This window comes from Streptomyces venezuelae (assembly GCF_008642355.1).
Lineage (GTDB): Bacteria > Actinomycetota > Actinomycetes > Streptomycetales > Streptomycetaceae > Streptomyces > Streptomyces venezuelae_B.
On record NZ_CP029193.1, the window covers coordinates 3,760,137 to 3,779,592 of the forward strand.

General features: G+C 66.5%; 20 protein-coding genes and 1 pseudogene. 17 read left to right on the forward strand and 4 right to left on the reverse strand.

What is annotated here, in order from left to right; translation table 11 throughout:
- Nucleotides 1-31: 31 nt before the first annotated feature.
- On the reverse strand, nucleotides 32-847 hold the full coding sequence (locus DEJ47_RS17315; RefSeq protein WP_150169372.1) for a DsbA family protein: 816 nt from the start codon (nucleotides 845-847) through the stop codon (nucleotides 32-34).
- Between the two features lie 171 nt (nucleotides 848-1,018).
- Between DEJ47_RS17315 and DEJ47_RS17320 the strand changes: the two genes are divergently transcribed.
- A complete protein-coding gene (locus tag DEJ47_RS17320) occupies nucleotides 1,019-2,440 on the forward strand; it encodes an NAD(P)/FAD-dependent oxidoreductase (RefSeq protein WP_150169374.1) in 1,422 nt (473 codons plus the stop codon).
- Between the two features lie 221 nt (nucleotides 2,441-2,661).
- Here DEJ47_RS17320 and DEJ47_RS17325 read toward each other — a convergent pair whose 3' ends face one another.
- Nucleotides 2,662-2,904 carry a winged helix-turn-helix domain-containing protein gene (locus DEJ47_RS17325; protein WP_150169376.1) on the reverse strand — a complete coding sequence of 81 codons (243 nt, stop codon included), beginning with the start codon at nucleotides 2,902-2,904 and terminating at the stop codon, nucleotides 2,662-2,664.
- Nucleotides 2,905-3,283: 379 nt separating this feature from the next.
- Between DEJ47_RS17325 and DEJ47_RS17335 the strand changes: the two genes are divergently transcribed.
- The 3 genes from DEJ47_RS17335 to DEJ47_RS17345 all read left to right on the forward strand — a co-directional run bounded on the left by DEJ47_RS17335 (nucleotide 3,284) and on the right by DEJ47_RS17345 (nucleotide 7,428).
- Nucleotides 3,284-3,493, forward strand: a complete 210-nt coding sequence (locus DEJ47_RS17335; protein WP_150175706.1) for a hypothetical protein — start codon at nucleotides 3,284-3,286, stop codon at nucleotides 3,491-3,493.
- Nucleotides 3,494-4,197: 704 nt separating this feature from the next.
- On the forward strand, nucleotides 4,198-4,920 hold the full coding sequence (locus DEJ47_RS17340; protein ID WP_150169380.1) for a hypothetical protein: 723 nt from the start codon (nucleotides 4,198-4,200) through the stop codon (nucleotides 4,918-4,920).
- Nucleotides 4,921-5,406: 486 nt separating this feature from the next.
- Nucleotides 5,407-7,428 (forward strand): ATP-binding protein, encoded by a 2,022-nt coding sequence (locus DEJ47_RS17345; protein WP_150169383.1) that lies wholly within the window; start codon nucleotides 5,407-5,409, stop codon nucleotides 7,426-7,428.
- A gap of 432 nt (nucleotides 7,429-7,860) precedes the next feature.
- Here the strand turns inward: DEJ47_RS17345 and DEJ47_RS17350 are convergent, their stop codons facing one another.
- Both DEJ47_RS17350 and DEJ47_RS17355 read right to left on the reverse strand, forming a co-directional pair.
- The gene (locus DEJ47_RS17350) at nucleotides 7,861-8,613 is read right to left on the reverse strand and encodes a glycosyltransferase family A protein (protein WP_150169385.1); all 753 of its coding nucleotides are present in this window, start codon (nucleotides 8,611-8,613) and stop codon (nucleotides 7,861-7,863) included.
- Entirely contained in the window at nucleotides 8,610-9,422 is an 813-nt protein-coding gene (locus DEJ47_RS17355; protein ID WP_150169387.1) for a GntR family transcriptional regulator, read from the reverse strand. Before DEJ47_RS17355 ends, DEJ47_RS17350 begins: the two co-directional genes overlap by 4 nt.
- 452 nt (nucleotides 9,423-9,874) lie before the next feature.
- Between DEJ47_RS17355 and DEJ47_RS36455 the strand changes: the two genes are divergently transcribed.
- The 13 genes and pseudogenes from DEJ47_RS36455 (at nucleotide 9,875) to DEJ47_RS17410 (ending at nucleotide 19,380) form a co-directional block, all read left to right on the forward strand.
- Nucleotides 9,875-10,030 (forward strand): hypothetical protein, encoded by a 156-nt coding sequence (locus DEJ47_RS36455; protein WP_190415449.1) that lies wholly within the window; start codon nucleotides 9,875-9,877, stop codon nucleotides 10,028-10,030.
- Between the two features lie 154 nt (nucleotides 10,031-10,184).
- A complete protein-coding gene (locus tag DEJ47_RS17360) occupies nucleotides 10,185-10,448 on the forward strand; it encodes a DUF6284 family protein (RefSeq protein ID WP_150169389.1) in 264 nt (87 codons plus the stop codon).
- Nucleotides 10,445-10,894: a Pycsar system effector family protein gene (locus DEJ47_RS17365; protein WP_150169391.1), complete on the forward strand. Its 450-nt coding sequence runs from the start codon at nucleotides 10,445-10,447 to the stop codon at nucleotides 10,892-10,894. Before DEJ47_RS17360 ends, DEJ47_RS17365 begins: the two co-directional genes overlap by 4 nt.
- Entirely contained in the window at nucleotides 10,891-11,748 is an 858-nt protein-coding gene (locus DEJ47_RS17370) for a protein spdB (protein WP_150169394.1), read from the forward strand. The genes DEJ47_RS17365 and DEJ47_RS17370 overlap by 4 nt, the downstream gene beginning before the upstream one ends.
- Nucleotides 11,749-11,798: 50 nt before the next feature.
- Nucleotides 11,799-12,176, forward strand: a pseudogene (locus DEJ47_RS36945) (DNA cytosine methyltransferase); the annotation flags it as partial.
- 414 nt (nucleotides 12,177-12,590) lie between these two features.
- Nucleotides 12,591-12,779 (forward strand): hypothetical protein, encoded by a 189-nt coding sequence (locus DEJ47_RS36950; RefSeq protein WP_223828793.1) that lies wholly within the window; start codon nucleotides 12,591-12,593, stop codon nucleotides 12,777-12,779.
- A 65-nt stretch (nucleotides 12,780-12,844) separates the two neighbouring features.
- A complete protein-coding gene (locus tag DEJ47_RS17380) occupies nucleotides 12,845-13,171 on the forward strand; it encodes a hypothetical protein (protein WP_150169396.1) in 327 nt (108 codons plus the stop codon).
- Nucleotides 13,172-13,173: 2 nt separating this feature from the next.
- On the forward strand, nucleotides 13,174-13,341 hold the full coding sequence (locus DEJ47_RS17385) for a pRL2-8 (RefSeq protein WP_202456939.1): 168 nt from the start codon (nucleotides 13,174-13,176) through the stop codon (nucleotides 13,339-13,341).
- A gap of 135 nt (nucleotides 13,342-13,476) precedes the next feature.
- Nucleotides 13,477-15,603: an FtsK/SpoIIIE domain-containing protein gene (locus DEJ47_RS17390; RefSeq protein ID WP_150169400.1), complete on the forward strand. Its 2,127-nt coding sequence runs from the start codon at nucleotides 13,477-13,479 to the stop codon at nucleotides 15,601-15,603.
- Between the two features lie 202 nt (nucleotides 15,604-15,805).
- The gene (locus DEJ47_RS17395; RefSeq protein ID WP_150169402.1) at nucleotides 15,806-16,282 is read left to right on the forward strand and encodes a hypothetical protein; all 477 of its coding nucleotides are present in this window, start codon (nucleotides 15,806-15,808) and stop codon (nucleotides 16,280-16,282) included.
- Between the two features lie 83 nt (nucleotides 16,283-16,365).
- Nucleotides 16,366-17,223: a DNA primase gene (locus DEJ47_RS17400; RefSeq protein WP_150169404.1), complete on the forward strand. Its 858-nt coding sequence runs from the start codon at nucleotides 16,366-16,368 to the stop codon at nucleotides 17,221-17,223.
- A 1-nt stretch (nucleotide 17,224) separates the two neighbouring features.
- Complete coding sequence (locus DEJ47_RS17405; RefSeq protein WP_150169406.1) at nucleotides 17,225-18,697, forward strand: ATP-binding protein; 1,473 nt, start codon at nucleotides 17,225-17,227, stop codon at nucleotides 18,695-18,697.
- A gap of 479 nt (nucleotides 18,698-19,176) precedes the next feature.
- Nucleotides 19,177-19,380, forward strand: coding sequence for a helix-turn-helix domain-containing protein (locus DEJ47_RS17410; protein WP_150169408.1), 204 nt, complete (start codon nucleotides 19,177-19,179; stop codon nucleotides 19,378-19,380).
- Nucleotides 19,381-19,456 lie beyond the last annotated feature (76 nt).

Here is a 19,456-nt window from a genome sequence, read left to right on the forward strand (position 1 = left end):
CGGCCCCCTGAGGTCGTCGAGGACGCCGGGATCAGGAAACCCCCTTGGCCTTCAGCTCCTTGGCGAACGCGCCCTGCTCGTACAGCGCGTCGCCGCCCGCCTTCTTCCCGTCGATGAAGACGGTCGGCGTGCCCGTGATGCCGTCGGCGCTGAAGGACTCCATCGCCTCGCCGACCCACTCCTTGTACGTCCCGTTGGTGACCGCCTTGTCGAAGGCGCCGCCGCGCAGCCCGTCGACCTTGTCGGCGATCTTCAGCAGGAACGCGGGCGTGTAGGCGTCGTCCGTCTCCTCCTCGGCCTGGTTGGCGAAGACGGCGGCGTGGTACTGCGGGAACTTGCCCGCCTCCACGGAGGCCCGCAGCGCGTTCGCCGCGTTCACCGAGCCGCTGCCGCCGAGGTTCTTGTCGAGGAACGACGCGATCGTGTACTCGACCTTGACCTTGCCGTCGGCCACCGGCTTCACCAGCGCCTGCGCCCCACCGTCCTCGAACTTCTTGCAGAACGGGCAGCGCGGGTCCTCGTAGATCTTGACCGTATGCTTGGCCTTCGGATCGCCGACGGTGATCACGCCGCCCTTCACGGTGGCGGGCACGTCGGCGAGTTGCGCACTGGCCGCCGAAGGAGCCTTCGCCTCGGGGGCGCCGGAGGCCGGATCAGCGGAGTCCGGTCCGCCGGAGTCCGGGGACTTCTCCCCGGCCGACGCCGCGGGCTTCTCGCTGACGCGGTCGCCGCCCTTGGCGTCGTCGTCGCCGGGGCCGCAGGCGGACGCGGCCACCCCGACCAGCGCCACCGCGGCCACCGTGGTGGCGACGCGTGCTGCCTTGCGCCCGGCCTTGTGTACGGCCATGAAAAGCCCTCCCTCGCATTCGTCACGTACCGCTCAAAGTATCGGAATCTATCCCGCGCACCGTGGGCCGAACGCCCCGCCCCCAGGGACTTACGACCCTCCGCGCGAAACGATCGAAACGACCGCTCCGCCCCCTCCCCACGGCCCCCACCTGCGCAGTAACGTCCGCCCATGAGCAGCGCGAACAACACGCACCACCGGCCCGGCACGGTCAACGGCGGCATATCGTTCTGGTACGCGGACCACGGACTGCCCACCGCCCGCGAGCCCCTGACGTCCGACACCACGGCGGACGTCTGCATCGTCGGCGGCGGCTACACCGGCCTGTGGACGGCGTACTACCTGAAGAAGGCGGCCCCCTTCCTCCGCGTCACCGTCCTGGAGCAGAGGTTCTGCGGCTACGGCGCGAGCGGCCGCAACGGCGGCTGGCTCTACAACGGCATCGCGGGCCGCGACCGCTACGCGAAACTGCACGGCCATGAGGCGGCCGTCCGCCTCCAGCGAGCCATGAACGAAACCGTCACCGAAGTGATCCGCGTAGCCGCCGAAGAATCCATCGACGCGGACATCCACCACGGAGGCGTACTCGAAATCGCCCACACACCCGCCCAGTTGGCCCGCCTCAAAGCGTTCCACGCCTCAGAACTGTCCTACGGCGAGAAGGACCGCACCCTGCACGGTGCCCGCGAGACGGCGGAGCGGGTGCGCGTGGCCGGCGCCGTCGGCTCCACGTGGACCCCGCACGGCGCGCGCCTGCACCCGGTCAAGCTCGTCCAGGGCCTGGCCGCGACGGTGGAAGCCCTCGGCGTCACCATCCACGAGTCGACACCGGTGACGGAGATCAACCCGAAACACGCGATCACCCCGTACGGCACGGTCCGCGCCCCTTACATCCTGCGCTGCACGGAGGGCTTCACGGCGTCCCTGAAGGGCCAGCGCCGCACATGGCTCCCCATGAACTCCTCGATGATCGCCACAGACCCCCTGACCTCCGCCCAATGGGAGTCAATAGGCTGGGAAGGCCGCGAAACACTCGGCGACATGGCGCACGCGTACATGTACGCCCAGCGCACCGCCGACGGCCGCATCGCGCTCGGCGGCCGAGGCGTCCCGTACCGCTATGCCTCCAAGACGGACAACGACGGCCGCACCCGACCCGCGACGATCGAAGCCCTGCACGAGATCCTGACCCGCTTCTTCCCCCAGCTGGCCGGCGTCGGCATCGCCCACGCCTGGTCCGGCGTCCTCGGCGTCCCGCGCGACTGGTGCGCCACGGTCACCCTGGACCGCGCCACGGGCCTCGGCTGGGCGGGCGGCTACGTCGGCTCGGGCGTAGCCACCACGAACCTGGCCGCCCGCACCCTGCGCGACCTGATCCAACAGGACTCGGGCCAGGCCGGCCCCACAGACCTCACCACCCTCCCCTGGGTCAACCACAAGGTCCGCCGCTGGGAACCGGAACCGCTCCGCTGGCTGGGCGTCCACGCGATGTACGCCACGTACAACGCGGCCGACCACCGCGAACACACGACCCACACCCCGACCTCATCCCGCCTGGCCCAATGGGCGGACAGGGTGGCGGGCCGCCACTGAAAGAGAGCCCCCTGTCGGATTCGAACCGACGACCTACGCATTACAAGCTGTCCGGCCTTGATCCATCGTGGTCCGGGCGCGTCCCTGAGTGAGCCGAACTCGCAGGTCAAGGGCGTTGGTGGACGCACAGGGACGAGTACGAACGATGCCGGATTCGGCGCCAACCGAGACTAGAACTGAGACTGGCCCAGCTACCAAACCACGCTGGGGCTGGGGCCCAACTACGGCTTGGGCTTGGGCAGCTCGGTGACGAAGGTTCCGATGCCGGGTTGCATCTGTGCGAGCCCGGCCTCTCGAAGCTCGGTGAGTACCCGGCGGGCGGTCATCTGCGCGATGCCAAACTCACCCTGGATCGCGAGGACACCCGGCAGCTGACTGCCCGGCGGGTACTCGCCATCGGCGATCCGCTGCTCAAAGACCGCGTAGACCTGCTTCCACCGCGGGATGTCCGGCTTCCAATCCATGATCCGAAGCTAGGCAGGACAGGCTTGGTCAGCGAGACGAGTAAGCCTGCATGGCCTAGCTACCCTAGCTAGCTAGTACTACGCTGCGTGCACGCACAGCACCCCTGCGGCCGCGCGAACGACCCAGGGGCGTGGACGACTGACGTGGAGTCGACGTGAACGAGGCTAAGCAGAATCCGAACACTCCGAACAGCTCAAACACGGCCAAGATGGAGCCCGGCAGCTACGGCTACTGCTCGTGGCACCGCGGCTATAGCGCAGGCATCCGCGTCATCAACGTGGTGGAACAGGGCTCGGGCCCAGGGGGCGTGGACTTCGCGTGTCTCCCCTGCCGCGAGGAGCACGACCTAGTCCCGTTCGCCGACCGGCCGTGAACGAGATGGGGCGCCCGAAGCCCCCGCGCGCCAAGACGCTCAACGGCTGGCAGTACCTCGGCTGGCACTGCTGCTGGTGCGACGCCCCGATCTGGCAGGGCGCAAGGTCCGCCGGCCGCGCCGAAGGACGCGAGGGTGCGCACGACTTGTCCATCGAGGTGTACGAGTGCGGCCCGCACTGCCCGAAACGCCCGGCCATGACCAAACCATCGTAGTCAGCCCCCAATGCAACGCGGTGCGAGTCGCCGGTTTGAAAATGCGGGGAGCTCTGCACCAAGCGGCAGTTTCCACTTAGCCGACAGACCAACAGCTTGGGGAGTTCGGGCGTTCTAGGGCAGTCAGCATCTGGGCTGTGAGGGAGTGTCTTGACGGTCCTCACGCTCCCTGATTCGTTGCCAGCTGCTCCCCGTCGGCTCTCCGTCCAGCCCGGCACGGGTCCGGCACGGTGCTGAGCGGCAAGACCACCGACTCTTGTCGCATCCCGGGACCTGGTCTTACACAGGGCGCGCGGCACCACTGCGGCTATGCCTTCTGGCCCACGGCTAAGGGGCGAGCGCGACCACTCGATGCGCTCGCCCGGTTACAAGCACCTTGGCCATCGGGCCGCGACCCTGTCACGCACTGTTCCACAGCCACTACCATCCGGCTCGATCATCGATACCCTGGATCAATGGGCCAGCGGGCGAGATCCCAGTCTGTGGCCTTGACGGCACCACTGAAGTGGAGGGCCCACTTGCGCTCGGCTAGGAATTGGGATGGCGACGAATGGGAAGAATGGTGCATTCTTCTCATTCGTAGGCGATATGGCGCTGATCAAGTGCAGGTCGTTCCGGCCCGCCACCGAGGCGATCTCGGAATTGAGGCCTTCACGTACGACGGCTGCGCTTTTCAATGCTATGCGGCGCAAGAACCTATTCCAGTGAAGGAGCGCTACGAGAAACAACGCGACAAGCTCACTACAGATTTGGCTAAGCTGGAAGACCGTCGAGAGAAGTTCGTGACTCTTCTCGGTAATGTAAGAATCAAGCGATACATGTTCATGGTCCCTTACTTTGATTCTCACGAACTTGTTCAGCATGCGTCGACGAAGGCTGCAGAGTATCGAGGTAAGAGTCTCCCTCACTTGGATCCCGGGTTCCAGATCGTCGTAGTGGACGAAGATGCCTACGCGGATATTCGTGAGCAGGTGCTGCTCAATCCGCAACCTTTGGTGGAGGTTCACGAGCAGACACAAGAAGACGTGGCCGCCTGGATCAGAGAGAATTCGCACTCATTCACCACAGCCGAAAGGAAACTTCAGGGACTAATCCAAGACGACCCACGTAGGTTGCAGGCTGTTGAGAGCCTTGTCATGCAATACATTAAGGGGGAGAATGCTCTAGCAGACATGCGGAGAAAATTCCCCGACAATTGGGAGAGGGCTACTCGTTACCGAAACCACAAAGAGCAGCTCCTTATTTTTGAGTACCCATCGACCGATATTCAATTTAGCAGCCTTTCCAAAATTGCCAAGGAAATTGAGCACGAGCTTAAAGAAGATGCGCCAGCGCTAGACAATCGCCTCCGTAGCGCTATCGCTTGGGCCTCAATTGCCGACTGGATTATGCGCTGCCCTCTCGACTTTCCAACGGTGGCCTCATAATGCTTAATACTGACGAACTCGCAGACCTCTTCTCCAATACAAACACCCCCGTAACCTTTACTCGGCGCCCCGATCCGATTCCAGGAGATCTACGGCACGGATGGAGGCTCGCTGCACTCGTGCTCGTGTTAGACCGGTGTCACGCGAGCTCAGCGAATGTTGAACAGCTTCATTTGCTTGTTTGGGCTATGCGGTCGAGATCCACTCGAAATATGGTGCTGTCCTGGAAAAACGGAGAAAGAGCACCTGACGAATTTGCGGTCAGGTACGATCCGGTACTGAGCCGAACGATCGCTATTGCTATTTCCAGTGGCTTGGTATTCCGCAAGCCGAGTCAAGCTATTTCTCTAACACCCGAGGGTAAGTCGCTAGCGCGGAATGTTTGGCGTCACGATGCGGTGCTGACTGAGGAGAAAGACTTTCTGAGGGCGTTCCCTGGGAAGATTTCGCAAAAGTCTATCCGTCAACTCATGGACTGGAACTAACATGCTCAAGATCCGCAACCTGCAGCTGCGCGTCGTAACTGAAGGTCCCTTGTGTGGTGCGGATCTTCAATTCGTGAGCGGGCTAAACGTTCTAAGGGCCGACAACTCCAGCGGAAAATCGACTTGCATGCAGGCGGTCATCTACGCCTTGGGTCTAGAAGGAATGCTGAGTGCCCGACGTGACATTCCGCTGCCACACGCTATGACGGACTCTATTGAGGTAGATGGGCGCGATTTTTCTGTCCTCGAGTCGTGGGTAGCGTTGGAGGTGGAGAACTCTTCAGGGCATGTCATTACTGTTCGGCGTCATGTGAAGAGTGCTACCAAGCACATGACGCTAGTTGAGGAGTTCACTGGCCCCTGCTTGAGTGAAGGATTGCCCATGGAGAGGGGGACCGATTACTTCGTCCGCCGTCCTGGAGCTGCCATCAGGGACAGGGGATTTCACCATCGCTTGGCTGCTTTCCTGGGGTGGGAACTTCCTCAGGTTTCCCGCCTGGATGGTAGCGAGGGCCCACTGTACCTAGAGTGCCTCTTTCCATATTTCTTTGTAGAGCAGAAACATGGATGGTCCGGCATTCAGGCCCGCATCCCGACTCACTTCATGATTCGAGACGTGAGCCGTAGGGCCGCCGAGTTTATCTTGAACCTCGATGAGTATTCCGCCGTGCTACGACGGCAACGACTAGAGTCTGCTGGATCTCAAATGGACAGCGAGTGGCGACAAGTCGTCGATCGGCTTGTTGGTACCACTAAGGGTGCTGCTGTGGTACTGCGCGGTGTGCCGCAGAGACCCGTACTGGACGCTGCTGCTGTAGCCATCGAGGCAGTCATTGCTTCGGATAGCAAATGGATCACAATCGATGACGAGATTACTTTGCTACAGGCCCGTCTGGATGAGTTGGATGGCGTGGAGGTTCCCACAGTCGAGGAGAGCTCGCAGCAACTGGATTTCGAACTATCACGCGCTCAGGAACAGCTAACTGTTATCGCCGCGAAGCTACGTGACGAGATCGAATCACTTACTGAGTCGAGCGCACGACGTGATGGACTAGAATTCCGGGTCGAAGCCCTTGAGGAGGACTTGCAAAGGCATAAGGATGCGGCTCTTTTGCGTCGGCTCGGTTCGGATCATGCCGCTGTCATTGGAGGAGAATCGACATGCCCTACATGTCAGCAGGCGCTGCCGGATGGCTTCGATGTGACTCTGAACCCTATGTCACCAGACGAAAGCATCACGTACATCGAGCAAGAGCTTCGAACGTTCCGGGCTATGCATACGGACATGCAACGGGTAATCGAAAACCAGCAAGCAAAAGTGGCAGGTCTACGCGACAGAATGTCTCAGGTCCGTAGGGGAATTCGAGCCGTCAAGCAATCGCTCACCTCCCCCTCTTCGACGCCCTCTGTTGCGACTGTGGCTGAAAGAATCCGCCTGCAGGATCGGATCGAGGCATTGCGATCGGTGCAGGCTGAGATTCTCACTGCCAGTAACGACCTTCGCACGAGGGCAGTTGCGTGGTCGCATAACCGAGGCGCTCTGCGCGCTCTTGCTGAACAAGGACAATCACCTCAAGATGCCGCGAAGATCGCGTTCTTGCAGAATTCTTTGCGGCAACAGCTCAGGAGTTATCACTTCAACTCGCTAGACGCTGAGAGCATTGAGATCTCGCCCGACACCTATCGCCCCATCCACGAAGGGTTTGACCTAGGATTCGACCTGTCGGCTAGCGATATGATCCGTGTGATCTGGGCCTACCTCCTAGCATTTCTTGAGGCGGGCCTGAACTTCTCAACCAATCATGCTCGCTTGCTTATCTTTGATGAACCACGCCAACAAGAAACTAATAGGTTGAGTTTCTCCGCGCTTCTAGGTCGCGCCGCGAATGTGAACGGCAGCGAAGCGCAGATTATCTTCGCGACGAGCGAGGAGGCCGAAGCTCTTGCAGGAATGTTGCAGGGTAGGCCCCATCACCTAATTTCAAGCGCCTCTGGAGCGAAGCTGATTAAGCCTATCCAATAGGCCAGTGAAGCGACCGGAGCCTAAAGCTGATTTAAGGTGAGGATCGTGCCTTCAACTTTCAGCCTGCCGGAACTCTATGGGCCTATGCGTTAAAGAATGAAGTTGGAGCCCTGAATAACCTAGAGGACTGCCCCAGAATGGCCGTCTTGAAGCCGTGGAGTCGACGCCCCAGCCGGGATGAACGCCCACTCTGACTTCAGATGGCCACTTGTCGTGCGTGTGGCACGGGCGCTGGGCGGAGACAGTGGCGCAGGCCGTGCGGGAGCCGGGCCGCTCGCGGTGAGCGGAGTGAGCAGCCTTGACCGGGTAGGAAAATTTTTGCGTCCTGACACAGAAACGGCCTCATAGTCCACGCGATGCCACGTACGCCTCTATCAGACCGGCCTGCAAAAGCCCCCGGGCGTAGCACCCGAGGGCTTTTATTTGCAGCGTTCAGCCTGTGGATAGGTACTTATGGGCAAGGGCTGCCGCATGCTTGCCAATAGCTCCCATTCGGGCTTCCCACTCAGCACCGTCACGGTGGTCCGGGTGGGCGGTCGTCTGGTCTGGGTGCTTGCGGTAGTGGAGTCCCGCCTCGCCGATGAACCAGCCGTCGGCCATCACGTCGAGGGCCAGCAACAGGGCAGTGTCTTCCGATGCGGGCAGGGCCATCCACCCCCCGGCTTCAGCGAGCAGGCTTTCCCGGATGCAGAGCGAGGCCGGATGCACCGCGGGCCGGTGCGTGGTGGACCAGTAGGCGTACAGCTCCCCCCGGGTGAGCTGGCCGGGGTCCGGGTCGCCGAGTGTGTAGTGCACCAGTGAGCCGTCCGGCATGAGGTCGAGCACCTTGCACACCGTCCAGCCGACGGACGGGTGTGCCTCCATGACCTCGAGGTCACGGGCGAGGGCGCCGGCGGGCAGGACATCGTCAGCGTCCAGGACCTTCACCAGCTCGCCCTTGCTGCGGCCCCACGCCATGGTCCGGGCCACTCCAGGGCCGCCGCGCCTGTTGTCACTGACCGCGACGCGCGCGTCTTCGCGGATGTCGGCAGGCACATCGACCGCCTTGCCGCCGTCGACCTGGATCAGCCATTCCCAGTCCCAGCCACTGGGCAGCTCCTGCGAACGGAGCGAGGCGAAGGCCTCGGGCAGGAAGGGCAACGCCGCGTCGTGGACCGGCGTCACGACCGACATGATCCGGGTCATGGGGTCCACCTCTCCAGCGGCACGGAGTACCACAGCTCTGTGCGCTCGCCAGGGAGCACCACGTGCGAGTACTCGACGACGTCGCCCTCGGTCGAGATGCTGGTCTTGTCGAGGAGGAGTACCGCGCTACCGGTCGGGATGCCCAGCTTCCGGGCCTCGGCCTGGGTGGCAAGCCGGGTCCTGATGCCGTCGTCGATACGGTCGATCTCGATGCCCACGGTGCTCAGCTGATGGTGCGTCCCCCCGGGCCACGGTTCCTTGGCACTGTCCAGCAGGTCAGGGTTTCGGGCCGCAACCTCGTGGACGAGGTAGGAGTCGATCAGCGATAGCGCGGTCGGATCGTCCCCGGCACTGTGCCAGTACTGCCGGTGCAGCATCAGGGTGCCCACCTCCACACCAAACCGTTCAGCGAGATCTGCATCGGCTGGGATGGCCCTGAACGTCGCATGCGTCGCGATCTCGTCGTGCTCCAGGCCCGTGTCCTTGTCGACCACGCCACTGGTGCGGCGCACCTCATCGGGCCGTAGCGCCAGCTTCTTTTCCCAGACGTATCGCTCCTGGTGGCGGCGGATCTGGTGCGGCGGGCGCTGACGGACCTTCGTCCCGTGCCCGCGGACCATGCTGACCAGACCCTCGGCCTCCAGCGCCTTGTAGGCCGCGAGGACGGTGGTCTTTGATCCCTTGCCTTGCGCGACCAGGTCCCGAATCTGCGGGAGCTGATCTCCAGGCCGGTATCCGGATGCGCCGGCCGCGATGTCCCGCGCGATCTGGTCCGCGAGTCCACGCCATTGCGGCGTTTTGGGTGCCATACAGAACCCCTCCTCATCGACCAGGCCAGTGAACCACAGTCCCGGGATTGACGGCTATCCCGGGACTGTTGACAGTCCCGGGACTTAGTGCCAGTCTCTTGCCATGCCCAGCGGCAGTCCCGGGACAGCGTTCCGGTGGTTGCCGCATGAGCAACGTGGGCGGGATAGCTCGTTTCTGCGTGAAGATCCCTGCCGCCCACCGCTTGACCTGCACGATCGCACGACCAGGAGCCCCGCATCGGACGGGGGGAGGCGACCCGGCGCCTTGTCATTGACCGGAGGGCTTAGACCGAAAGGTCACGTCTCCATACGCCTACGACGGGAGCTCTGGCTCCCGAAGGAGACATGTACTACCGCCCCGGAATCCGGCCGCGAGGGCGCGGGATCGAATCCCGCCCGGGGCACTGCGGTCGTCCGACCGTGTGCACGTCCCTCTCACCAAGGAGCTATCCATGAGTGACAACAACGGGGCCGTCTTCGACTTCGGCGGCAACGTCACGTTCGGCGGGGACATCGTTCTTGGGGACCAGATCGGCGTCTCCGGCGGTGTCGTCTACGGAGACGTCGTCATGGGCGGCGGTGCGAGCACCGACGCCGACGACGAGTAGTACCCACCCGCCCCGCTCGGGGCATCGCGGCCGACTCTCTCGGCCGTGCCGCGCGCTTCCCGCGCGGCTCCCACAACAACGGCGCGAGCCCCCGGAGGTGCAACTCCGGGGGCTCTGTTGGGGCCGTTGCCACCTGCTAGGGAGAACACGACCCATGAAGCACATCGTCACTGTTCACGAGGCTGTTACCGCGTTCGAGCCGTGGCACGAGCCCTCGGCCACGGAGCTGGACGCGATCGAGCGGGAGATGCCGCTGATCGAGGCGGGCGTCGAGCTGCTGGACGCGCAGATCATCACCCTCGACCGCGCCCCGAACGAGGTCGACGCGCGGCGCATCCGGCGGGCCCACCGCAAGGTGCTCGCCGCCCGCCGCGCTCTCGCCAACGCCACCACCGTCACCGCGGGGGTGGGTGCGTGAGTGTCACGGACTTGAACCTGTCGGCGGCACACGCCGAGGTGAAGGCGGAAATCGCGCGTACCGACTCCAAGACCAGTCTCCTCCTGGCGTTCGTCGGCGCTCTGCTCGCCGGTACGTGGACGGTCGCCAAGGACACGGCCTTGACGGTGCCTACCTGCACGGTGGGTGGTCTGGGCATGGCGCTGCTGCTCGCCGCCGCGGGCCTGTTGCTGTCGTCGGTCCGCCCGAACCTGAGCGTTCGGCACGGCTTTCCGCTGTGGGCAACGCTGAGCGCCGAGGAGATCACCGCCGAACTCGCGGAAGACCAGCGGGCGCGGGACATCGCGGGTCTGGCCCGGATCGCGGTCCGCAAGTTCACCGCCCTCAAGCGGGCGGTCGACCTGACCCGCGCAGGCGGCGCCCTGCTCGTGCTCGTCGCACTCCTCCAGGCGGGAGGTGCGCTGTGAGGGGCAAGACGGTACTGCCCGCGGTCGCGATGACGGCCGTGTCCATGGTGCTCACCCTGGCCGTGGTCATGATGTGGCTTGGGTCGGCCGTGCCGTGGCTGGTCGCTCTGGTCGTCGGTCTGGGGATCGACGGGGGCTGGCTGGCCACCCTGGCCTATGAGCGTCGCCTCGCTGCGCAGGGCGACCATAACCGCGTAGTGACCGCTATCGGCTGGTCCTTCGGCCTTCTGGCCTCCGGGGTCCTGGTCTCCCATGCGGCGACCGTCGAGGACTCTGCCGGCGCATGGCTGGCGGTCGCGTGGCTCCCGATCGCTGCGAAGGCCCTTTGGCTGGTGCACGGGCTGTGGGAACGGACCGCGCTCACCACCCACGCGCTGGACGCCATCCAAGGCATCCAGCAAGAGGCGCGTGACGAGGCGGCCGTGGCCCGTGCCCTGCTGCGTGCCGAAGCAGCCACGGAGGAGACGCGGCTGACGGCCGTGACGGCCGCCGGGGCACGCGTCGCCCGCGTCCAGGCCAAGACGGCCCACACCCTGTCCGGAGCCTGGGCAACGCTGGAAGCGGCCCGCAAGGGCGAAGGCACCGGCAAGGCTCTGACCAGCGTGACGGCACCCGTCACACCCGGCGTCACGGCCCGCTGGGAACTGCCCGTGTGGGGGCCGAGCGAACAGGTCCCCGCACTCGATGCGGCCGCGCCCGCGCTCACGGACGCCGCACTCGACCAGCTGGTCGACGCGATCCGTACGAGCGAGGACCCCGCCCTGTCCTACCGCGACATGGCCACCCGCTTCCGTGCCTCCGGGCACTCCGCTTCCGAGGTCCGGCTGCGGGCCGCCTGGAAACGGGTGGCGTGATGGGAGGCCTGCGGATCGGGTCTCTGTGCACCGGTTACGGCGGTCTGGACATGGCCGTGCAGGCCGTGTTCGGCGGCGAGCTGGCGTGGGTGGCGGACAACGACCCCGGCGCGAGCCGCGTCCTGGCCCACCGCCATCCTGACGTGCCGAACCTCGGTGACATCACCACCACTGACTTCTCCCGAGTCGGGTCAGTCGATGTGGTCTGCGGCGGCTATCCGTGCCAGCCATTCAGCTCCGCCGGCAAGAGGAAGGGAACCGCCGATGACCGGCACATCTGGCCCCACATCGCCCGTGCCCTTGGCGTTCTACGACCCCGCTACGCGGTCTTTGAAAACGTCGCAGGGCACCTTTCTCTCGGATTCGACACCGTCCTCGCTGACCTTGCCGCCCTCGGGTTCGATGCGCGCTGGTGCACTCTTCGCGCATCTGACGTGGGCGCGGCTCACCAACGCAACCGACTCTTCGTCCTCGCATGGTCTGCCGACCCCGGCAGCCAGGGACTGGAAGGGCGGCGGTCAGCGCGGGCAGTTACCGACCGCCGTGGGCTCGCTGCTGCCGACCCCGTCGACCTCGGAGAACACCGGTCCCGGACACGCCGCGCAGGGCGGGATGAACCTGCGGCACGTTGTCTCGCTGCTGCCCACCCCGCGCGCGTCGGCGAACGAGAACCGGCAGACCAAGCGGACCCCGTCGCAGGAAGCGGGCACCCACGGCAAGTGCCTGGCTGCGGAGATGGCCAACCTGCCGGCCGCAGCCCGATCGACTGGGGCGAGTACGGCTCGGCCATCACGCGCTGGGAAACGGCGCTCGGGCAGCGCGCCCCAGGACCAGTTGACGCTGTGGGACGCCTGAGCCCCGTCTTCGTCGAATGGCTCATGGGCCTGCCCGCCGGCCACGTCACCGACGTCCCCAGCCTGTCCCGCTCCGCACAGCTCAAAGCGCTCGGCAACGGCGTGGTTCCCCACCAGGCCGTGGCCGCGCTCCGCTTCCTTGCGCCCGCCGCTCTTCCGGCCCGTGATGCCGCCTGAGCGGCACGGACGCTCCCGCACGTCTACCCCCTGACCAGGCACGTTTCCTCACGAGGAGAGCCCCTGTGGGTACCCCTGACACCAACCAGATTGACCGCGAGATCCGCACCACCCAGCGCAAGCTCGAAGCCGCCGCCAAGCGCGAGATGTGGGCGTTGAACGGACCCGAGCGCCGCGCCCTGGTGTCCGCGATGGGCAGCGTGACCGCCAAGGTCGTGCGGCACAAGAGCACCACGCGCCCGGAAGAGAAGGCCGCGGCGACGTGGGAGTCGGCGCAGACGCGGCTTCAGGCGGAGATCAACGCTCTTCAGGTCGAGCGGGACGAGGCCGTGAGGCGGGCCGCCACCGACAAGGCCGCCAAGAAGGCCGCGAAGTCCTCGGGGTGGTGGTGAGCGTGGCCCCCAAGCCGACCCCCGGCGGTGAGTGTCCGCAGTGCTGGGCGCACGCCCACGACAAGCGTATCCACAAGGCACTCAAGGGCAGGCAGTGCGAGCCCTGCCTTGACCACCTGCACAACGGCTGCCCGGTCCTCGTACCCAAGAAGCCGTCCTTCTGGTGGTGACCGTCCCCACCTCACGCGTCGTGTGACGCGTGCCCGCACCTTCCGGCCGCTCGGGTGGCCGCCCCGGTTGGGGGGCGGCCACCCGGTCCCCCGCGTCTTCTCGCCCCGTCCGGGGCAGTCAGGAGCCTTTCCGCCATGGACGGCAACGTCGTTCCCCTGCACAAAACCCCGCCCGCGCCCGTCTCGGAACCGGGCCCGACCCTGACCGTGGTCCCCGAGCCCTCCCCCACGCCGGCGGTGCCGCTGTGGGTGCGCTCCGGGCGTGCCATACAGCGGGCGGTCACCCACGAACGCACCCGTGAGGTCGGCCGGTTGGCCGTGCGGCACAGCATGTACGTGGTCGGTGGGACCCGCATCGTGACGCGTCGCGCCTGGGACGGACGCACCGGCGCCCGCTACGAACGCCTCCTTCGCGCCGCCGAAGCCCAGGGCAACTACGAGGTAGCCGCCGAGTGGGAGGAGCGGCTGCAGCGCTTCCGCGAAGCCCGCCACCGCCGCCGCATGGACCTCCTCAAGTCCCCCGTCGACGTAGCCAAAGGCCTGGCGGTCGGCACCGGGGCGGGCATCGGCGCGCTCGTCGGGCTCGGGGTGGTGCTGGCCATCGCGAACGAGGACGTCACCGATGTGCTCACGCCGTTGATGGCAGTCGTCGAGTTCATCCGCCTGCTCATCACCATCGTGTCCGTCGTGTGGGGCCCAGCCCTGCGGGTGGGCCCGTTGCTGGCGCTGCTCGCCCTGTGGAGCGTGGGCCGTCATTCGCAGGCCGCGCCGAACTGGGCGCTTCCGGCGAACGTCCAGTCGGGCGAGGGCGAGCCGATCACCCCGTCCATCGTGGTCAAGGCACTGCGCGATCTGGGGGTGCCCGCGCTGCGGAACGCCATCAAGGAGATGGGCGACGCGGGGGCGGCGATGCTGGGGCCGATCCGGATCGCGGGATGCGGCGTCGAGGTCGACGTGACGCTCCCGTCCGGGGTGTCCACGGTCGAGGTTCAGCAGCGGCGCCGCAAGCTCGCCGAGAACTTGACCCGGCACGAGCACGAGGTGTTCATCACCATCCCCGAAGCCGCCCGCACGGTACGGCTGTGGGTGGCCGACTCCGGTGCGCTGGACGAACCGATCGGCCCATCCCCGCTGGTCACCGACGAGACCATGACCGCCGACTACGCCAAGGGCCGCGCCCCCTGGGGGCAGGACCTGCGCGGGGACGCCGCCGCGCTCAGCCTCTACCAACGCCACCTGCTCATCACGGGCCTGTCCAACCAGGGCAAGACCGTCGCGCTGCGCTCCCTCGCGCTGTGGTTGGCGCTGGACAGGTCGGTGCAGTTCCTCATGGGTGATCTCAAGGGCGTCGGCGACTGGGCCATGTTCGACGGCCTGGCCTCCACCCTCATCCAGGGGCCGACCGACGAGCACGTCATCGAGGTCACGGAGATGGTCGAGGGTGCGGTCGAGGAGATGAACCGCCGTATCCAGGCCCCGCCCGGAACCACCTACCCGCCCTTGATCGTGCTCGTCGACGAGGCGCAGGTGGCGTTCATGTGCCCGGCCAAGGACGACCAGAAGCGTCCCTACGGCGGCTCGAAGGCCAACTCCCGCTACTTCATGGCCGTACGCAAAATCCACAACCAGGGCCGCGCCGTGAACGTCCTGATGTGGCAGGGCACCCAGGACCCGACCAACGAGAACCTGCCCAAACTGGTCCGCGAGGGCGCCCACACCCGCGCCTCCCTCGCCCTGGGCACCGAGTCGCAAGCCCGCATGGCGCTCGGCGACAAAGCCGTTGACGGCGGCGCCGCCCCGAACCTGCTCCGTCCGGGCCTGGACCGGGGAACCCTGGTCGTCGCCTCCGACGGCATCACCATCCCGGCCGGACAGTCGTCCATCACGGTGCGCACGCACTACATCGACGACGACGCAGCCAAGGCCATCACCGAGCGGGCCAAGGCCCTGCGCGATGGGGTGACCACCCTGCACGCCATCGACCGGAGCGAGCAGCGCGACCCGCTCACGGACATCCTCTCCGTGCTCGGGGACGCACCCCGTGTACTCACCCAAACCGTCCTTCAGCGGCTCGCCGCCCTGAGCCAGGACGCGTACGGAAGCTGGTCGTTCGGTGACCTCAAGCGCGTCCTGGAGAACGCTGGCGCTGACCCGTACAAGTCCGACGGGCGCATGGTCGTCGGACGCGACCGGGTCGCCCGTGCCCTCGCAAACCGCCCCGACGACGAGGATTCGGATGCTTCCATTTCGCACGTCGACTAGAGGGAGCCGAGCCGCTTCGGGCCAGGGAGGCAGGGAGAACTCCCTGACCGCCTCCCTGACCCACCTCCCTGGCCCTGACCTGCACGAATGATCGTTCAGGGAGGCAGGGAGGCACTGCAGGCCAACCCCCCGAAACCCCCTCCACGGCATCCCCGGAAGGGGGTGTCTCTGCCTCCCTGAACCGTCGATGAAGGGATTCCGCATGTACAAGAAGAGCACCCCGCAGGCGGGCGCACCGGGCGCCGGTCTGAGCGAGGAGCAGGCTGCAACTGAGGCACGCCGGATCATCGACGACGCCTACCGCCCCACCGCCTACCGCGATCCCTCCCCCGTGCCCGCCCACGGCGACGCCCCGGCCATCTCTCAGCCCGGACGCCCCCCGATGAGCCAGGGCGCCACCGACGCGAGCGTGCTCCTACTCGCCGGGGGCACCACCACCGTCATGGTCGGTGGCACCGCCGGAGTACTGATGTACGTCTCGCAGTTCGCCGACCCGATCGTCTGCGGCCTCGTCTTCGGCGCCCCCAGCTTCCTCGTGCTCGCCCTCGCCCGCCTCGCCCGACGTGCCAAGCCCGCCCCGGACATCCACCACCACTACGCGGGCCCGGTGCACCAGGACCGGCGCACCGTCCACAGCCGCACATCCGGCGTGTGGGCCAAGACCAGCAACCAGCCGTAACGCCAAGGGCGGCCCCCGTCTCGCCAAAGTCCGGGGCCGCCCTTGTCCATCCGTCCTCTACAGACCTGATGGAGGTCTCCAGCATGACCCAACCCACCGACGTTTCGGGAGAGCACCTGCGTACCGCTCTCTCCCTGGCAGCCTCCGGCGTGCAGGTCCTGCCGTTGCGGGCTGGGAAGGTCCCCTTCGGCAACTGCCCCCGCTGCGCGACCAACGCGTGCGGCGGCCGGCCGAACATGAAGACCCCCGGCCCCTGCACCTGCCCCGCCCCCTGCCACGCCTGGGCCGCCGCGACCACGGACCCGGACGTCATCGCCTCCACCGCCTGGCGCCGGGCATGGCTGTCCGCGAGCGCGGTCGCCTACCACCCGGGGGGCGCGGGACTGACCGTCGTGGACCTGGACGACGCTGACGCCATCGCGTGGGCCCGTACGAACCTGCCCGCCACACAGACCGTGCCCACCACCCGGGGCGAGCACTGGATCTACCTGGGCGTGATGCAGTCCGCCAACGCGGTCCGCCCCGGCGTCGACATCAAGTCGACCATGGCCTATGCCCGTTGGCTCGGTCACGGCACCGGCACCATCACCGCCCTGCCGGACGCCGTGCGCGATCTCGTCACGAAGCCAGCACCGGCCCGGACCGCGCCTCAGGCGGTCACCGTGCCCGCGCCGGTCGGGGGCGGCTCGTGCCCGCACCGCACCCCGACCTACCTGGCTCGTGGCCTGGCCATGGCCGAGCAGCGCATCACCCAGGCCACCACCGGCGTGCACGCCACCGTCTACCGCACCTTCCTGGCCGTGCTCGCCAAACACGGCCGGTGCGGTTGCCTCACCGCCACCCACATCACGCGCCTGTTCGCCGCCGCGCAGACCAAGGGCGAGACGCCCCGGCACTGCACCGACGCGTGGGCCAACGCCCGCACCACATTGGGGCTGTGACATGTCCGAGGACGAGAAGAACCCCGCGCGCGAAGTCATCACCGACTACGCGCAAAGCCACTTCCGGTACTTTCGCACCGCCGACGGGACCGTCTACGCCCAGAAGAACGGCCACCCCGTCGCCCGCCCGATCCGCTCCCAAGGCACCACCGGCAGCCACCGCCAAGAACTCATGGTCGGGTTGTTCAAGGACGGGCTTGGCGTGTTCAACGGCACCGCGCTGAAAGAGGCGTTGGACCTGATCGAAGCCCTCGCGCTGAGCGAGGACGTACAGGCCGTGCATATCCGCGTCGCCCCCGGATACGACGGGGCGACCTGGTTGGACCTGGGCCGCAGTGACGGGCAGTCCGTGCGTATCCACCCCACCGGGTGGGACATCGCCGTTCCCGACCCACGGGAAGTGTGCTGGCGGCGCACCCAGCTCACCGGGGAACTGCCCCTGCCGACCAAGGACACCAACGGCAAGGGCATCGACCTGTTGATGCGGCTGTGCAACTTCGCCACCGCCGAGACCGAATGCCTGGCCATCGCGTGGTTGATCGGCTGCCTGGGCCCGTCGGTGCCCGTCCCGGCCCCGTTCCTGACCGGGCCGCAGGGCGCGGGCAAATCCACCGCGGGCCGCATGCTCCTGAGGATCGTGGAGGGCATGAGCGGGGATCTGCGGCGGGCCCCGAAGGATGAGGAGAACCTGCTCGCGGCCGTGGCGGCCGGTTGGGTCACCGCCCTGGACAACCTCTCCTACATGACGCCGGACCTGTCGGATGCCATGTGCTGCATCGTCACCGGGGCCGAGAACGTCAAGCGCGCTCTGTTCACCGACGGAGACGTGTTCCGCGTCGGCTACCGCCGCCCGCTGCTCATGACGGGCATCGACGTCGGCGTCATCCGCCCCGACCTCGCTGAACGGCTCCTACCCCTGCGCCTGGTACGGCCCCGGGTCCGGCGCACCGAGGCGGAGTTGTGGGCGGAGTACGCCGAGGTGCTGCCCGTTGTCCTGGGCTCGCTCCTCGACCTCACCGTCAAGGTTCGCGCGACCGAAGCCGAGACGCCGACCGATCTGCGGATGGCGGACTTCGCGCACCTGTGCGCGCAGCTCGACGCCGCGACCGGTCTGGGCGTGCTGCCCGCTTACCGGGCGGCTTTGGACGATCTGAACGATGACGTGATCGAGGGCGATCTCCTCGCACAGACCGTCCTCAAGCACGCCGAGGGCATCGAGCCCGGTACAGCCCTGCGGATGACATCCACGGAGTGGCTGCACTGCCTCAGCGGCCTCTACAGCGGCGAGGACTTCCGTCCCCTGCCCAAGGGGTGGCCGACCACGGGCAAGGTCCTCTCGGACCGTCTCAAGCGCCTCCAACCGACCCTGGCCGCCCGGGGTGTCCTCATCGACTCGGGGCGCACCCGTGAGGGCCGCTACCTCGAAATGACCCGCTCACCGGGCACGCCAGCGTCCGAGCAGCAAGCGTTCTAACCGGCGGCGCACCGCCCCACCGGCACACAAGCAAGAGGAGCACCCCGCCGCGGCGTGCTCCTCTTGCTGTTCGGCGGCACCGCCGCCCGCATCGGACGCGCCGCGAAGCGGCTCCTTCTTCACGTCCTGAGCCGCTCACACCACCACAGACACGCCCCCCTTTTTTCCTAAGTGGGAAACGCTGCGTCACCTGCGTCACGAGCACCCCGAGAACCCCCGCTGAGCTGCGCATACGGACGTGACGCAGACGGCCGATCTCTGCGTCACGTCGCGTCACCTGCGTCACGCGTGACAGACAGCCTGCGTCACCCGTGACGCACCCCGAACGCCTTGCGTCACGCGAAATCCGCAGGCCGGAAGCCACGCATGACGCAGGTGACGCGGTGACGCAGGAATCCAAGCCTCGGACACTCGCAGGCCGCAGAGCTCAATCCCACCACCCCCGCAGGCACGGACGAACTGCCCAGGAGGCACCCCGGATGAGCACCGCCATCGCTGCCCCCGTCGACCGACTCCTCTACAAGCCCGAGGAAGCTGCCAAGGCACTCTCGCTCGGACGCTCCACCGTCTACGAGCTCATGGCCGAAGGCGCCCTGAGGTACATCAAGTTGGGCCGTACTCGCCGCATTCGACGCGCCGACCTCGAAGCCTTCGTGGAAAGCCTCGCCGTTCTGCCCAACTGATCCGCGACCCGCACATCCCTGAGACCCGCACATCCCCTGAGGCGCCCTGAGCACACAGCTCGGGGCGCCTCCCGTA

What these genes read in the sequence shown, in the direction of transcription:
- DEJ47_RS17315 (WP_150169372.1), bottom strand. Translation starts at nt 847, where the DNA reads ATGGCCGTACACAAGGCCGGGCGCAAGGCAGCACGCGTCGCCACCACG.
- DEJ47_RS17320 (WP_150169374.1), top strand. Translation starts at nt 1,019, where the DNA reads ATGAGCAGCGCGAACAACACGCACCACCGGCCCGGCACGGTCAACGGC.
- DEJ47_RS17325 (WP_150169376.1), bottom strand. Translation starts at nt 2,904, where the DNA reads ATGGATTGGAAGCCGGACATCCCGCGGTGGAAGCAGGTCTACGCGGTC.
- DEJ47_RS17335 (WP_150175706.1), top strand. Translation starts at nt 3,284, where the DNA reads ATGGGGCGCCCGAAGCCCCCGCGCGCCAAGACGCTCAACGGCTGGCAG.
- DEJ47_RS17345 (WP_150169383.1), top strand. Translation starts at nt 5,407, where the DNA reads ATGCTCAAGATCCGCAACCTGCAGCTGCGCGTCGTAACTGAAGGTCCC.
- DEJ47_RS17350 (WP_150169385.1), bottom strand. Translation starts at nt 8,613, where the DNA reads ATGACCCGGATCATGTCGGTCGTGACGCCGGTCCACGACGCGGCGTTG.
- DEJ47_RS17355 (WP_150169387.1), bottom strand. Translation starts at nt 9,422, where the DNA reads ATGGCACCCAAAACGCCGCAATGGCGTGGACTCGCGGACCAGATCGCG.
- DEJ47_RS36455 (WP_190415449.1), top strand. Translation starts at nt 9,875, where the DNA reads ATGAGTGACAACAACGGGGCCGTCTTCGACTTCGGCGGCAACGTCACG.
- DEJ47_RS17360 (WP_150169389.1), top strand. Translation starts at nt 10,185, where the DNA reads ATGAAGCACATCGTCACTGTTCACGAGGCTGTTACCGCGTTCGAGCCG.
- DEJ47_RS17390 (WP_150169400.1), top strand. Translation starts at nt 13,477, where the DNA reads ATGGACGGCAACGTCGTTCCCCTGCACAAAACCCCGCCCGCGCCCGTC.
- DEJ47_RS17395 (WP_150169402.1), top strand. Translation starts at nt 15,806, where the DNA reads ATGTACAAGAAGAGCACCCCGCAGGCGGGCGCACCGGGCGCCGGTCTG.
- DEJ47_RS17400 (WP_150169404.1), top strand. Translation starts at nt 16,366, where the DNA reads ATGACCCAACCCACCGACGTTTCGGGAGAGCACCTGCGTACCGCTCTC.
- DEJ47_RS17405 (WP_150169406.1), top strand. Translation starts at nt 17,225, where the DNA reads ATGTCCGAGGACGAGAAGAACCCCGCGCGCGAAGTCATCACCGACTAC.
- DEJ47_RS17410 (WP_150169408.1), top strand. Translation starts at nt 19,177, where the DNA reads ATGAGCACCGCCATCGCTGCCCCCGTCGACCGACTCCTCTACAAGCCC.